General features: G+C 67.1%; 10 protein-coding genes. 8 read left to right on the top strand and 2 right to left on the bottom strand.

Annotated elements, in window-relative coordinates; genetic code table 11:
• Positions 1 to 22 precede the first annotated feature (22 nt).
• Positions 23 to 1678 (top strand): NAD+ synthase, encoded by a 1656-nt coding sequence (locus tag LG3211_RS18325; protein WP_057944083.1) that lies wholly within the window; start codon positions 23 to 25, stop codon positions 1676 to 1678.
• 352 nt (positions 1679 to 2030) lie between these two features.
• Here the strand turns inward: LG3211_RS18325 and LG3211_RS18320 are convergent, their stop codons facing one another.
• Positions 2031 to 2927, bottom strand: a complete 897-nt coding sequence (locus LG3211_RS18320; RefSeq protein ID WP_057944082.1) for an outer membrane protein assembly factor BamD — start codon at positions 2925 to 2927, stop codon at positions 2031 to 2033.
• A 166-nt stretch (positions 2928 to 3093) separates the two neighbouring features.
• Here LG3211_RS18320 and rluD point away from each other — a divergent pair, with 166 nt between their 5' ends.
• The 7 genes from rluD (at position 3094) to clpB (ending at position 12034) form a co-directional block, all read left to right on the top strand.
• Entirely contained in the window at positions 3094 to 4068 is a 975-nt protein-coding gene (rluD, locus tag LG3211_RS18315) for a 23S rRNA pseudouridine(1911/1915/1917) synthase RluD (protein ID WP_057944081.1), read from the top strand.
• Positions 4065 to 4853 carry a peptidoglycan editing factor PgeF gene (gene pgeF / locus LG3211_RS18310; RefSeq protein ID WP_057944080.1) on the top strand — a complete coding sequence of 263 codons (789 nt, stop codon included), beginning with the start codon at positions 4065 to 4067 and terminating at the stop codon, positions 4851 to 4853. Before rluD ends, pgeF begins: the two co-directional genes overlap by 4 nt.
• A complete protein-coding gene (locus LG3211_RS26525; RefSeq protein WP_057944079.1) occupies positions 4853 to 5677 on the top strand; it encodes a PA3715 family protein in 825 nt (274 codons plus the stop codon). The genes pgeF and LG3211_RS26525 overlap by 1 nt, the downstream gene beginning before the upstream one ends.
• A gap of 17 nt (positions 5678 to 5694) precedes the next feature.
• Positions 5695 to 6396 carry a DUF4166 domain-containing protein gene (locus LG3211_RS18300; RefSeq protein WP_057944078.1) on the top strand — a complete coding sequence of 234 codons (702 nt, stop codon included), beginning with the start codon at positions 5695 to 5697 and terminating at the stop codon, positions 6394 to 6396.
• Positions 6397 to 6832: 436 nt separating this feature from the next.
• Positions 6833 to 8440, top strand: a complete 1608-nt coding sequence (locus tag LG3211_RS18295; RefSeq protein ID WP_057944077.1) for a SulP family inorganic anion transporter — start codon at positions 6833 to 6835, stop codon at positions 8438 to 8440.
• 55 nt (positions 8441 to 8495) lie between these two features.
• Positions 8496 to 9026, top strand: coding sequence for a lactoylglutathione lyase (gene gloA, locus LG3211_RS18290; RefSeq protein ID WP_057944076.1), 531 nt, complete (start codon positions 8496 to 8498; stop codon positions 9024 to 9026).
• A 422-nt stretch (positions 9027 to 9448) separates the two neighbouring features.
• Entirely contained in the window at positions 9449 to 12034 is a 2586-nt protein-coding gene (gene clpB, locus LG3211_RS18285; RefSeq protein ID WP_057944075.1) for an ATP-dependent chaperone ClpB, read from the top strand.
• Between the two features lie 71 nt (positions 12035 to 12105).
• On the opposite strand, the gene LG3211_RS18280 is transcribed toward clpB, so the two are convergent.
• Complete coding sequence (locus tag LG3211_RS18280; protein WP_057944074.1) at positions 12106 to 14151, bottom strand: amidohydrolase family protein; 2046 nt, start codon at positions 14149 to 14151, stop codon at positions 12106 to 12108.
• Positions 14152 to 14244: the final 93 nt, after the last annotated feature.

Raw genomic sequence — 14244 nt, 5'->3', positions numbered from 1 at the left:
CCACTCAACGAGTAACCGCCGCATGTCCGCATCGCTCCGCATCGCCCTGGCCCAATTCGACTTCCCCGTCGGCGCGGTCGAAAAAAACGCCGAGCGCATCGCGACGATGATCGCGCAGGCGCGCGACGAGCACGGCGCCGACGTGGTGCTGTTCCCGGAACTGGCGGTCAGCGGTTATCCGCCGGAAGACCTGCTGCTGCGGCCGAGCTTCCTCGCCGATTGCGAAGCCGCGCTGCTGCGCATCGCCGGCGCGGCGCGCGGCATCGTCGCGGTGGTCGGCTGGCCGCAGGCGGCCGGCGCCATCGTCTACAACGCCGCCAGCGTGTTGCGCGATGGGCAGGTCGAAGCCACCTATCGCAAGCGCGAACTGCCCAACTACGCGGTGTTCGACGAACGCCGCTACTTCGACGTCGATCCCGACGGCGAGGCCTGCGTGTTCGAGGTCCGGGGCCGCCAGTCGCAGGCCAGCGTGCAGGTCGGCGTGGTGATTTGCGAAGATCTGTGGTTCGCCGAGCCGCTGGCGGCGACCGCGAAGGCCGGCGCCAGCCTGGTGCTGGTCCCCAATGCTTCGCCGTTCGAACGCGACAAGCACGCCCAGCGCGACGCCTTGCTGGAAACGCGCGTGCAGGAGACCGGCGTGGCGCTGGCCTATCTCAACGTGGTCGGCGGCCAGGACGCGCTGGTATTCGACGGCGCATCGGTGCTGGCCGACGGCGACGGCACCGTGCATCCGGCCGCGACCGCGTTCGAAGATCATTGGCTTATCGCCGACTACTTTGATGAAACCCGCAGCTTCACTCCGGTGTCGTGGCCAACCGAAGCCGACGAAGGCCGGGACGCGCTGGCCTGGCGGGCCGTGGTGCGCGGCACCCGCGATTACTGCCGCAAGAACGGTTTCGAAAAAGTCTGGCTGGGGCTGTCGGGCGGCATCGACTCGTCCTTGGTCATGGCCATCGCGGTCGACGCGCTCGGCGCGGAGAACGTCATCGCGGTGCGCATGCCTTCGCGCTACACCGCCGACATGTCCAACGATCTGGCCGCCGAACAATGCCAGACTCAGGGCGTGCGCCTGCTCGCGCTGCCGATCGAAAAACCGTTTCAGGGCTATCTGGACACCTTGGCGGAGACCTTCGCCGGCAAGGCGGTGGACGTGACCGAGGAAAATCTGCAATCGCGCACCCGCGGCGCGTTGCTGATGGCGATGAGCAACAAATTCGGCGGTCTGCTGTTGACCACCGGCAACAAGAGCGAATACGCGGTCGGCTACGCCACCATCTACGGCGATATGTGCGGCGGATACGCGCCGATCAAGGACTTGTACAAGACCGAAGTATTCGCCCTCGCGCGCTGGCGCAACGCGATCGCCGGCGCCCCGGTCATCCCGTGGGCGGTGATCGACCGTCCGCCTTCGGCGGAATTGCGCGAGAACCAGAAAGACCAGGATTCGCTGCCGCCCTACGACGTACTCGATGCGATCTTGCTGCGTCATGTCGATCAGGAGCAGTCGCGCGACGAGATCGTCGCCGCCGGTTTCGAGCCGGCGACGGTGGACCGGGTGCTGCGTCTGGTGCGGATCAGCGAATGGAAGCGGCATCAGGCCGCGCCGGGACCTAAGGTTTCGCATCGCGCGTTCGGGCGTGAGCGGCGGTATCCGATCACTAACGGCTACTCGGCCTGAGTGCGCGTCGGCGGATATCGTTCGCCGAGACGCCTCACACCCAGCAGCCCACATAGCTTCCCGCCCCCCACGCAGCTGTTCTCCCCTTTGAAAAAAGGGGGGGCTAGGGGGATTTGCTCTTGCCGTCCAATCACCACGCATCACGAGCAAAGCAAATCCCCCGCGCAGGGCAGATCGATCCCGTCTTCGCGCAAGCGCCGGGCGCCGCCCCCCTTTTTCAAAGGGGGAGAATTGACGCGCTTGTTCGGGGGAGGGGGTCGCCGTTGGATCGTCGCTGCGGATTCCAGCCCCCAAACAAAAACGCCGCCCGAAGGCGGCGTTTTCAGTACTGCTGCGAGCCGAACCCAGGCGCTCAGTTCTTGCGCTTGGCTTCTTCCTTGTCGCGGTTATCCACCGCCGACTTCTCGCCCGCGAACGGGTTGAGCTTGCGCAGGTTGCTCGGGTAGTCCGGCCAGTCGCCCGACAGCGCCGGGTGGCCGGCGTCGTTCTGCTGCAGCACGCGCTTGGCGTCGGTGGCGAGCTTGTCGTTGCCCAGGCCCTCGTAGGACTTCACCAGCACCGCCACCGCGTCGTTCTGGTAACGGCTCTGCGGGTAGGTTTCCAGCAGGTACTTGGCGCGATCGGCCGCGGCCACGTAGGCGGTACGGCGCAGGTAGTACAGCGACACGTCCAGCTCATGGCGCGAGAAGGTGTCGCGCAGCGCCATCATGCGCTTGCGCGAATCCTCGGCGTAACGGCTGTTCGGGTAGCGCTCGACCACGATCAGGAAGTCGTTGTAGGCCTGCATCGGCGTGGCCAGGTCGCGGCGGCTGACATCCAGGCGCCAGACCTTCTGCAGGAACACCGTGTCGCGGCTGGAGTTGACCAGGCCACGCAGGAAGTACAGATACGCGATGTTGCGATGGGTCGGGTAGGTACGGATGAAGCGGTCGATGCTGCTGATCGCGTCGTCGTGCTTGCCCGACTTGTACTGGGCGTAGGCGGTCTCGATCAGCGCCTGCTCGGTGTAGGGGCCGTACGGGTACTGGGCGACCAGGCGCTTGAAGCTGACCTCGGCCGAGGCCCAGTTGCCGTTGGTCATCGACTTGTGGGCCTTCTCGTAGATGGCCTCGACCGGCTGGCCTTCATCCGCGTCCTTGTCCTTCTTGAACATCTTGCCGACGCTCTTGCAGCCGGTGGCGGCGACGGCGACAAGCAACAGCAGGCAAAACAGGCGAACAATGCGGGACGGGGCAGAACGTACAGTCATGGCAGGCATCGACGGGCGCCGGAGGCACGAAGAGCCGATAATAGCAGTCCGCGGGTCGAGCCCCTTAACCGATCCCGTACCTCCTCGCCGGCCGCCCCCGCGCCGACCGGCCCACCGCAGCTCCTGGCTGCGGCCCCTTTTTCATAGATTCCGTAGACCCGACCCGATGAGCGAACCCCGCCAGACCCTGACCGCGACCGTGCCCGACAGCGCGGCCGGCCGCCGCTTCGACGCCGTGCTCGCCGAGCTGTTCCCCGATTATTCGCGCTCGCGGCTCGCGGCCTGGATCAAAAGCGGCGATGCCCGCCTGAACGGCCAGGAGGTCCGCCCGCGCGACCCGGTTCGGGGCGGGGAGAGCGTCGAATTGAACGTGGTCCTGGACACCCAGACCCACGCCGAGGCCGAGGACATCGCCCTGAACATCCTCTACGAGGACGCCGAGGTCATCGTCATCGACAAGCCGGCCGGGCTGGTCGTGCACCCCGGCGCCGGCAACCCGGCCGGGACCCTGGTCAATGCGCTGCTGCACCACGACCCTTCGCTGGCCTCGCTGCCGCGCGCCGGCATCGTCCACCGCCTGGACAAGGACACCTCCGGCGTCATGGTCGTGGCCCGCACCCTGCCGGCGCACACCTCGCTGGTCGATCAACTGTCCGAACGCGAAGTCCATCGCCAATACCTGGCGGTGGTGGTCGGCGCGCTGGTCTCCGGCGGCACCGCCAACGCCCCGATCGACCGCCATCCGCGCGACCGCCTGCGCATGGGCGTGCGCGACGACGGCAAGGACGCGGTCACCCATTACCGCCTGCGCGAACGCTTCCGCGCCCACACCTTGCTCGAATGCCGGCTCGAAACCGGGCGCACGCATCAGATCCGCGTGCACATGCAGCACCTCAAGCACCCGATCATCGGCGACCCGCTGTACGGCGGCCCGCTCAAGCTGCCCAAGGGCGCGACCGACGGTCTGGTCGAGGCGCTGCGCGGATTCAAGCGCCAGGCCCTGCACGCGGAAACCCTGGAGTTCGTGCATCCGGTCAGCGGCGAACCGGTGCGTTGCAGCGCCGCGGTGCCGGCCGACATGCTGCATCTGCTCGCCGAACTGCGCGCCGACACGCGCGCGGCGGTGGAAGCCGGCCGATGAGCGCTGCGGCCGGGCAGGCGCCGTGGCTGGCCGCGGACTGGCCGCTGCCGGCCCGCGTGCACGGCTTCACCACCGTGCGCGGCGGCCTGGGCGTATCGCAGCCTCCGTTCGACCGCTTCAACCTCGGCACGCGCTACGGCAGCGATCGCGACGATCCGGCCGCGGTGACGCGCAATCGCGAATTGCTGGCGCAACGCGCGGCGCTGCCATCGACGCCGCGCTGGCTGCATCAGGTGCATGGCGCCGGCGTGCTGCGTTTCGACGACAGCGCCGCCGACCGCCAGCCGCAGCTGCACGAACCCGAAGCCGACGCATCGGCGACCTCGGTGCCCGGCGTCGTGCTCGCCATCCTCACCGCCGATTGCCTGCCGGTGCTGTTCGCGGCCGAAGACGGCAGCGAGATCGGCGCCGCCCATGCCGGCTGGCGCGGTCTGGCCGACGGCGTGCTCGAAGCCACCGTCGCGGCGATGCGCACCTCGCCGCAGCGCCTGCACGCCTGGCTCGGACCGGCGGCGGGGCCGCGGCATTACGAGATCGGCGCGGAAGTACGCAATGCCTTCCTCGCCCGCGATCCGGGCGCGGATGCGGCCTTCGTCGCGACGCGGCCGGGGCATTGGTTAGTGGATTTGTATGCGCTGGCGCGGATGCGACTGGCGCAGGCCGGATTGCGCGCCGATCATATGCACGGCGGCGGCTTGTGCACGATCGCCGATCCCGAACGCTTTTATTCCCACCGCCGCGACCGCCGCACCGGACGCATGGCGACGCTCATATGGATGGATTGATGCGCACCACGGCCCATCGGACGGTCCTGTCCCTGTCGTTATCCCTCGTCGCACTAATAGTTAGCGCCGACGCCGTCGCGGCGGATTGCGCTTCGCGCCTGCCCGAACTGCTGCAGGCGGCCTATCCCGGCGCACGCGAGGGCAGCGGCGACGAGGAAGGTCTGTTGCGCACCGCCGGCGCGCAGCCGCGCTGGATTCAAATCGACGAAGTCGCGTGCAAGGTGTGGCCGGCGTCGCCGGACAAGACCTTGCTCGCGGTGCGCCTGCGCCACCAGGCCGCCAGCGGCCTCGAGGTGGAATCCGCCGATCTGGAAGTGCTGGTGGCCGACTCGGCGCAGCCGCGCATCGCGCAGCGTTACCGCGAGGACGACGCGTTGCAGTCCGATGCCATCCGGATCGGCTCGATCGCGCTCGACACCGCGCGATACCGCCTCAACGAAACCACCGCCGCCTTCGGCGTGCGGATCGACTACAACGGTTCTTCGCGCGCCAATCCTTACGGCAGCACGCAGCTGAACCTGTACGTCGCCGACGGCGACTCGCTGCGGCCGGTGTTGCGCAAGCTGGAAGTGGCGCTGGATCGCGGCGAATGGGACACCAACTGCGCCGGCGAGTTCGAGACCGTCAAGCGCACCGTCGCCATCGACGCCAAGCGCGATCGCGGCTATGCCGGTTTGCGCATCGCCAGTGTCGAAGAAGCCCGGCGCAGCGTGGCCAAGGGCGACGACTGCACCGAGCTGCCGGTGTCCAAGCGCCAGCGCGTCGCCCGCCTGGCCTTCGACGGCCGTCAATACACCGTGCCGGCCGACCTGCGCGGCCTGTAAGTTTTGGAGCACGGATCATGAAGAACGCGCCGGAGCGCCTGAAAACGCGCGAGGGACTGTACCCGCGCGTGCTGGGCGTGCGTTTCGTATTGCTGCCGCGAACCCTGCGCCTGCTGCACGGGCGCGGCGGCCGCCAGCGCTATCGCGGCGAAGCCGAGGTCGAACGCGGCCCGGGCCTGTGCTCGCGCTTGTTCGCGCGTATCGCCGGATTGCCGAAGGCGCATGCCGGGCCGATCGAAGTGGAGATCGACGCCGGCCCGCGCGGCGAAACCTGGACGCGGCGTTTCGGCAAATCGGCGATGCGTTCGCGCCTGCTGGAACGCGACGGCCTGGTGTTCGAGCGCCTGGGGCCGATGCGCTTCGCGTTCGCGCTCGAACTCAGCGGCGAGCTGCCGGAAGCGGCAGCCTCGGGCGTGCTGTCGTTGCAGACCGGCGCGGCGGTGACGGTGTCGTCCGCGTTGAGCCCGTCGCCGATGTCGGGCGGCATGGGCCAGTTGTCGATGAGCGAAGGCGCCGACGAGGACGCGAACGAGCCCGGCCTGACCTGGCGGCTGGTGCGCGTGCGCGCGCTCGGCCTGCCCTTGCCGCTGGGCTGGTTCGGCGGCGTGCGTGCGCGCGAGTTCGAGCGCGACGGACGTTACCGCTTCGACGTGCGCGCGGCGCTGCCGGGCATCGGGCTGCTGGTGCATTACCAGGGCTGGCTGGACGTCGAGGGCTGAGCGGAGCGGGGCGGACCCGCGTTCCGGCGCGGGTTTTGGGCCGCTGCGTTTCCGCGTCGCGGGTGCGCGGCGGGCGCGCGACGTTCTATGCTGCGTGGCGACGGTGTCGGGAACGGCGAAATCGGCGGGTTTTCGGGGATTTCATCCCAGGCGCGGTGGCTTGGCGGCTTGGGTGGCGATCGGGAATTCCAAGCGGCCGCGAACCTCGTTCGACTGACGTCAGAACTCCCGTTCGTTCGGCACGTCCCCGCACAAGGATCGCGGGTTCCATCCGCAAGGAGGCGCCCCTTCCCGCATTCCGAGTGCCGCCCATGAGTGTCGTCAGTTCGTTTCCCTCCGCGCCGTGTTCCGACTTCGCGGCCGCGCCGCTGTCGGTTCCTGGGTTTCTTCGTCGGGCTGAGTCGGCGGGTGGCGCTATGGACGGGGGACGCGGCTGGTGAACGTCGGGACCCCAACCAAACAGCGCTCGTGGTTCGTCGCCGGCGACCTCAACGGCTTCTTCGGCCTGGTGGTCGATAACCTGTCGATCCTGGGTTTCATCTCCGCCGCGCTGATCGGCATCTTCGGTTTTCCGGCCGAAGTCATTTACACCCGCATGTTCCCCGGCACCGCGTTCGGCGTGCTGGTGGGCAATCTGATCTACACCTGGATGGCGCGGCGACTGGCCGCCAAGACCGGCCGCGACGATGTCACCGCGATGCCGCTGGGCCTGGACGCGCCGACCAGCATCGGCATGGCCTTGCTGGTGCTCGGCCCGGCCTTCGTCGGCTTCAAGCAGGCCGGCATGGACGAAGCCGCCGCGGCGACCGCGACCTGGCAGCTCGGCATGGCCTCGCTGATCGTGATGGGCCTGCTCAAGTTCGTGCTGTCGTTCTTCGGTGACGCGGTGACGCGGTTGATTCCGCGCGCCGGCCTGCTGGGCTCGATCGCCGGCGTGGCGCTGGTGCTGATGGGCTTTCTGCCGCTGATCGAAACCCTGCGCTCGCCGATGGTCGGGTTCATGACGCTCGGACTGTTGCTGTACGTGTTGATCGCCAAGGGACGTTTGCCGATCAAACTGCCGGGCGTATTCGTCGCCTTCGTGTTCGGCACCGTATTGTTCTACGGCTTCGGCGCGCTGGGCCTGGGCGCGCCCGGCTTCACCTTCCCCACGCCGCAGCCGCTGAACTTCGTCCTGCCGCTGCCGACGCTGGGCTTCATCGACGGCCTGCCGTACACCGTGCCGTATCTGCCGCTGCTGCTGCCGTTCGGCCTGCTGATGGTGGTCGGCGGTATCAACGTCAGCGAAAGCGCGCGCGCGGCCGGCGACGACTACCGCACGCGCGATATTTTGCTGGCCGAGGCGTTTTCGACCCTGGTCGCCGGCCTGGTCGGCGGCGTCGCCCAGACCACGCCCTACATCGGCCAGCCCGCGTACAAGCACATGGGCGCGCGCAGCGGCTACACGCTGCTGACGGGTTTGTTCATCGGCCTGGGCGGCATGCTCGGCATCGTCTCGGGCCTGGTGCAGTGGCTGCCGCTGGCGGTGCTGGCGCCGATCATCGTCTACGTCGCGCTCGACATCACCACACAGGCCTTCCAGGCCACGCCGGGCAAGCACGCCACCGCGATGGTGTTCGGCTTCCTGCCCTCGGTGGCGTACATGCTCGCGATCAAGACCGGCAACCCGGGCTGGATCGCGCCGGATCACCACGCCCAGCTGATGAGCGCGCTCGACGGCCACGGCCTGCCGGAACTGGCGGTGATCGTGACCCTGGGCAACGGTTTCATCATGACCTCGATGATCTGGACCTCGGCGGTCGCGGCGATGGTCGATGGCCGCCTGCGCCGCGCCGCGGCGTTCCTGCTCGCGGGCGCGGGATTGGCCTTGTTCGGCATCATCCACTCGGTCGATCCGCGCGGCGGCGTGTACCTGCCGTGGGCGCTGGAAGGGTTGTCGCGCACCATCGCCTGGCAGTTCATCGGCGCGTACATCGGCCTGGCCGTGTTGCTGGTTCTGCTGTCTTTCCAGCGCGATCCGGTAGCGGCGCCGCCGCAGGCTTGAGACTTCGCCGCCGCGGCCTCAAATCATCCATTCCCTTTTCGAACGGCCTCACGCCATGTCCCTGCAGAACGAACTCAACGCCGTGCCCGGCGTGACCGCGCAACCGGAAGCCGCCACGCGCGACTTCGTGTTCAACCACACCATGCTGCGGATCAAGGATCCGAATAAGTCGCTGGATTTCTACACCCGCGTGCTCGGCTTCACCCTGGTGCGCAAGCGCGATTTTCCCGAGGCCAAGTTCAGTCTGTACTTCCTGGTGTTGGTGAACGATCCCGCGCAGATTCCCGCGGAGGAACCGGCGCGCGGCGAATGGCTGTTGAGCCAGCGCGGGGTGCTGGAACTTACGCACAACCATGGCACTGAGGACGATGCGGCGTTCGCGTATCACCATGGCAACAGCGAGCCGCGCGGCTTCGGGCATATCTGCGTGTCGGTGCCGGATGTGCAGGCGGCTTGCGCGCGTTTCGAGCAGTTGGGGGTCGAGTTTCAGAAGAAGCTCAGCGATGGGCGCATGAAGCACATCGCCTTCATCAAGGACCCGGACGGGTATTGGGTCGAGATTCTGCAGCCAACCGATCTGGTTTGATTCGCCCGGCCAGTAGTTCCCCTCTTTTGAAAATGGGGTAGGGGGGATTCGCTTTTGCTTTTACGCTCAGAAGCAAATCCCCCGCGCTATCGAGTCGATCAAACCTCGAGCCGACGCCGGGCGCTCGCCCCCTTTTTCAAAGTGGGCGCCAGTTAGCGCGCCCGGGTCTCCGCCGCCGCCGCGCCAGCGTTCCCCCTTTGAAAAAGGGGGGCTAGGGGGGATTTGCTTTTGCCGCCCCCCCCCCAGTCCCCCGCGCCCCAAGCACCGTCCCGCCTTCCATCACCCCGCGCGCCGCCCCTTTTTCAAAGAGGCCCACAGCCCGCGCTCGCTTGAAAGATTGCGCCCCGACCCGCATTAACAGGTCATTCGCGGCTCGTGCGCGACACTCGCGTCCGGCCGCCACACCTTTCGGAGAAACCTCCATGCGAATGGACAAGCTCACCTCGCGCTTCCAGCAGTCCCTGTCGGATGCGCAGTCGCTGGCGGTCGGGCGCGACCACAGCGTCATCGAACCGGCGCATCTGCTGACCGCGCTGCTGGACCAGAGCGGCGGCAGCACCAAGCCATTGCTGGCACAGGCCGGGGTCAACGTGCCGCTGCTGCGCGAGCGCCTGGGCGAAGCGCTGGAGAAGCTGCCCAAGGTCTCGGGGCAGGCCGGCAACGTCTCGGTCGGCAACGATCTGGCGCGGCTGCTCAACGTCACCGACAAACTGGCCCAGCAACGCGGCGATGCCTTCATCGCCAGCGAACTGTTCCTGCTCGCCGCGCTCGACGACGGCGGCGATGTCGGCCGCGCGCTCAAGGCCGCCGGCGCCACCAAGGCCAAGCTGGAACCGGCCATCGACAAGCTGCGAGGCGGCGAAAGCGTGCAATCGGAAAACGCCGAGGAACAGCGGCAGGCGCTGGAAAAATACTGCATCGACCTGACCGCGCGCGCCGAGTCGGGCAAGCTCGATCCGGTGGTCGGCCGCGATGAGGAAATCCGCCGCACCATCCAGGTGCTGCAACGCCGCACCAAGAACAACCCGGTGCTGATCGGCGAACCCGGCGTGGGCAAGACCGCCATCGTCGAAGGCCTGGCCCAGCGCATCATCAATAACGAAGTGCCCGAAGGCCTGCGCGGCAAGCGCGTGCTCTCGCTCGACATGGGCGCGCTGATCGCCGGCGCCAAATTTCGCGGCGAATTCGAAGAGCGCCTGAAAGCGGTGCTCAGCGACCTGTCCAAGAACGAAGGCCAGGTCATCTTGTTCATCGACGAACTGCACACCATGGTCGGCGCGGGCAAGGCCGAGGGTTCCATGGACGCCGGCAACATGCTCAAGCCGGCGCTGGCGCGCGGCGAGCTGCATTGCATCGGTGCGACCACGCTGGACGAATACCGCAAGTATGTCGAGAAGGATGCCGCGCTGGAGCGCCGCTTCCAGAAAGTGTTCGTCGGCGAGCCTTCGGTCGAGGACACCATCGCGATCCTGCGCGGTTTGAAAGAGCGCTACGCGGTGCACCACGGCGTGGAGATCACCGATCCGGCGATCGTCGCTGCGGCTACTTTGTCGCATCGCTACATCGCCGACCGCCAACTGCCCGACAAGGCCATCGACCTGATGGACGAAGCGGCCTCGCGCATCCGCATGGAGATCGACTCCAAGCCGGAAGAACTCGATCGCAAGGAGCGCCGGCTGATCCAGCTCAAGATCCAGCGCGAGGCGCTGAAGAAGGAGAAGGACGCCGAATCCAAGCAGCGCCTGGCCGACCTGGAAGCCGAGATCGCCACCCTGGAGCGGCAGTTCAACGACCTGGAAGAAATCTGGAAGGCGGAAAAAGCCACCTTGCAGGGCGCGACCAAGATCAAGGAGCAGATCGAGCAGGCCAAGCTCGAACTCGAAGCGGCGCAGCGCACGCAGGATTTCGGCCGCATGAGCGAAATCCAGTACGGTCGTCTGCCCGAGTTGGAGAAGCAGCTCAAGGCCGCGCAGGAAGTCGAGACCAAGGGCTTCACGTTGCTGCAGGACAAGGTCACCGCGGAGGAAATCGCGGAAGTGGTCGCGCGCTGGACCGGTATCCCGGTGTCGAAGATGCTCGAAGGCGAGCGCGACAAGCTGCTGAAGATGGAGCAGGCGCTGCACGCGCGCGTGGTCGGCCAGGACGAAGCGGTGCGCGTAGTGTCCGACGCGGTGCGCCGTTCGCGCGCGGGCCTGTCCGATCCCAATCGCCCCAGCGGTTCGTTCCTGTTCCTGGGCCCGACCGGCGTGGGCAAGACCGAACTGTGCAAGGCGCTGGCCGAATTCCTGTTCGATTCGTCCGACGCGATGATCCGCATCGACATGAGCGAGTTCATGGAGAAGCACGCGGTCAGCCGTCTGGTCGGCGCGCCTCCGGGCTATGTCGGCTATGAAGAAGGCGGCTACCTGACCGAGGCCGTGCGCCGCCGTCCGTACAGCGTGATCCTGCTCGATGAAGTCGAGAAGGCGCATCCGGATGTGTTCAACATCCTGCTGCAGGTGCTCGACGATGGCCGCCTGACCGACGGTCAGGGTCGCACGGTGGATTTCCGCAACACCGTGATCGTGATGACCTCGAACCTGGGCTCGCAGATGATCCAGGAACTCAACAACGACGACACGCCGGAAAGCTACACGCAGATGAAGGCGGCGGTGATGGGCGTGGTGCAGGCGCACTTCCGTCCGGAATTCATCAATCGCCTGGACGATATCGTCGTGTTCCATCCGCTCGACAAGAGCCAGATCCGCGAGATCGCCAAGATCCAGCTGCACGGCCTGGAAAAGCGCCTGGGCGAACGCGGCCTGAAGCTCGCCTTGTCGGATGCGGCGCTGACCTTGATCGGCAACGTCGGTTTCGACCCGGTCTACGGTGCGCGTCCGCTCAAGCGCGCGGTGCAGCAGCAGTTGGAGAACCCGCTTGCGCAGAAGATTCTCGGCGGCGAGTTCGTCAGCGGCGACACCATCGGCGTCGAGGCCGAGGCGGGGCATCTGGTGTTCCGCAAGAGTTGATCGACCGGTGATTAGTGAAGACCAGAACGGCCCGCATGCGCGGGCCGTTCTGGTTTCTGCGGCGACCGGCGTTACTGTCCGACCGCCACCGCCTTGCGAGGCACGATCCCCAGGGCCTTCTCGATCTGCGCCGGATCGAAGCGCTTGCCGCCCTTGAACACCGCCTCGACCTTGCGGATGTCTTCCATGTTCTTGATCGGGTCGCCGTCGATCAGCACCAGGTCGGCGAACTTGCCCGGCGCGATCACGCCGCGGTCCTTGTCCACGCCCAGCACCTGCGACGGCGTCAGCGTCGCCAGGCGCAACACTTCGGCGTTGGGAATGCCGGCGCGCGAGTACGACACCAGCTCCGAATGCAGCATGTAGCCGGCCAACGCGTCGGTGCCGGGCAGGATGGTCACGCCGGCGTCGTACAGCGCCTTGAGCAGGCGCATCATCGCCGGGAACGATTTCGCGTACGCCTCTTCTTCGCCCTTCGGCGCTTTAAGCGCGCCCCAGCTCAGATTGCGCTGCGCCTGCGGCGGCAGGCGCGAGGCCACGGTCTTCAGGCCCGGCGGCGTCTTGTCCTGAGGATTGCCGGCGAACAAGTCCTCTTCGATGCCCATGGTCGGGTCGATCACAGTGTGGTGGCGCTTGAGGAACTCGATGAACTCGCGCACTTCCGGCTTGTCCGGCGGGAACTCGAACGCGTGCGCGCCGACTTCGGTCAGGCGCGCCATGGTGTGGGTGTCCTGCACGCGCGGGTACATGAAGTTGAGTTCGACGAACAGCATGTGCTGCAACTCGTCGGCGCCGCCTTCGATGAACTGCTTGGCCGACATGAACGCCGGCACGTGGCCGCTGTAACGCAGGCCGCGGGCGTGGGCGCGGTCGGCGATCACCGGCACCAGCTCGGGTTTAAGCGATGAGTAACTCTTGATCTGCATGTAGCCGTGGTCGGCGTACCAATCCACCGCCTTGATCGCCTCTTCCGGCGTGGCGACCAGCATCTTGGTCGGCCCCGCGTACGGGCCGGGGCCGTCGATGAAACCGGCGGCGAGCACGCGCGGGCCGATCTCGGTGCCGGCGTCGAAGCGCTTGATCTTTTCCAGGAACGCGTCGGTGTTGTTGGCCAGATCGCGGCTGCTGGTGATGCCGTTGGCGATGTCCATGGCGCCGTCGGAATCGGAGTAATGCTTGTGCACATCCCACAGGCCCGGCATCAGGAAGCGATTGCCGGCGTCGAAGATTTCCGCGTTCGCGGGCGCCTTCATCGCCGCGTCCGGAGCGACGCGGATGACGCGTTCGCCTTCGACCAGCACGCTGGTGTTGGGCGTCACCGTGAGGTCGCGCGGGTCGTACAGGCGCGCATTGCGGATCAGCAGCGGGCCCTTGGGCGCGTGGGTGAGTTCGCGCGCCATGCGCAGCGACCATTGCGCGCCGGCGTTGTCCTGCAATTCGATCAGCTTGGGCAGCGAATCGGCCAACTCCGGCGCGATCACCGACACCCAACCGGAGGAGAAGATCACCGCCGCGGTGTCGCCGTTCGCGTCCAGCCAGACCGAGTCGGGCGTGTAGTTCATGCCGGCGATGCGATACAGCGACAAGCGCCGCGGCCCGTTCTTGCTCGCGATGTCGAACGTGCCGGCTTCTTCCAGCCGCGCCTCGCCGGCCGGCAACAGCGCCAGCTTGCGGCCCGGCGCCTTGAGCAGGGCGCGCGCCAGCACGGCCTGCATTTCCGGCGTCGCGTTGAGCGGCAGGAAGAACGCCGGCGCGCTCAGGGCTTTCTCGCCCTGTTCGCTGTCGTTCTTCCAGCTGGCCTTGCCGCCGCGCACGCTGAAATGCTCGCTTATGGGGACTTTGAGGTAGTTGTTGCCTTCGGCGTCGTACTGGGTCGGGATGCCGGCGGCGTCCAGGGTCCAGCGGCTCTTGATGTGATCGCCGCGGCCGCGGTCCTGGTACTGGAATTCGGCCTGGGCGCTGCCGTCGGCGGCGGTGTCCACGCTCTGCTGGCCGGCGGGCTTGCCTTGCATCAACACGGTCTGCTCGCGCTTGCCGGGCGCGGCGAGGGCGTCGGATACGGCCAGGGCGAGCATCATCGGGACGAGCGACAGCAACAGCGGAGCGGTCATGCGCATGGCGTGGGCCTCGGCTTTGCGTAAGGACGATGTGCGGAGCCTCGCACTTGCCCGGCCCGGCGATGGCCGGTGCGTGCGGCGGCAGGCTTGGTG

The sequence above is a fragment of the Lysobacter gummosus genome, from assembly GCF_001442805.1.
GTDB lineage: Bacteria > Pseudomonadota > Gammaproteobacteria > Xanthomonadales > Xanthomonadaceae > Lysobacter > Lysobacter gummosus.
Note: the sequence above shows the minus strand (reverse complement) of the source record. Positions and strands in the feature narration are given on the sequence as shown.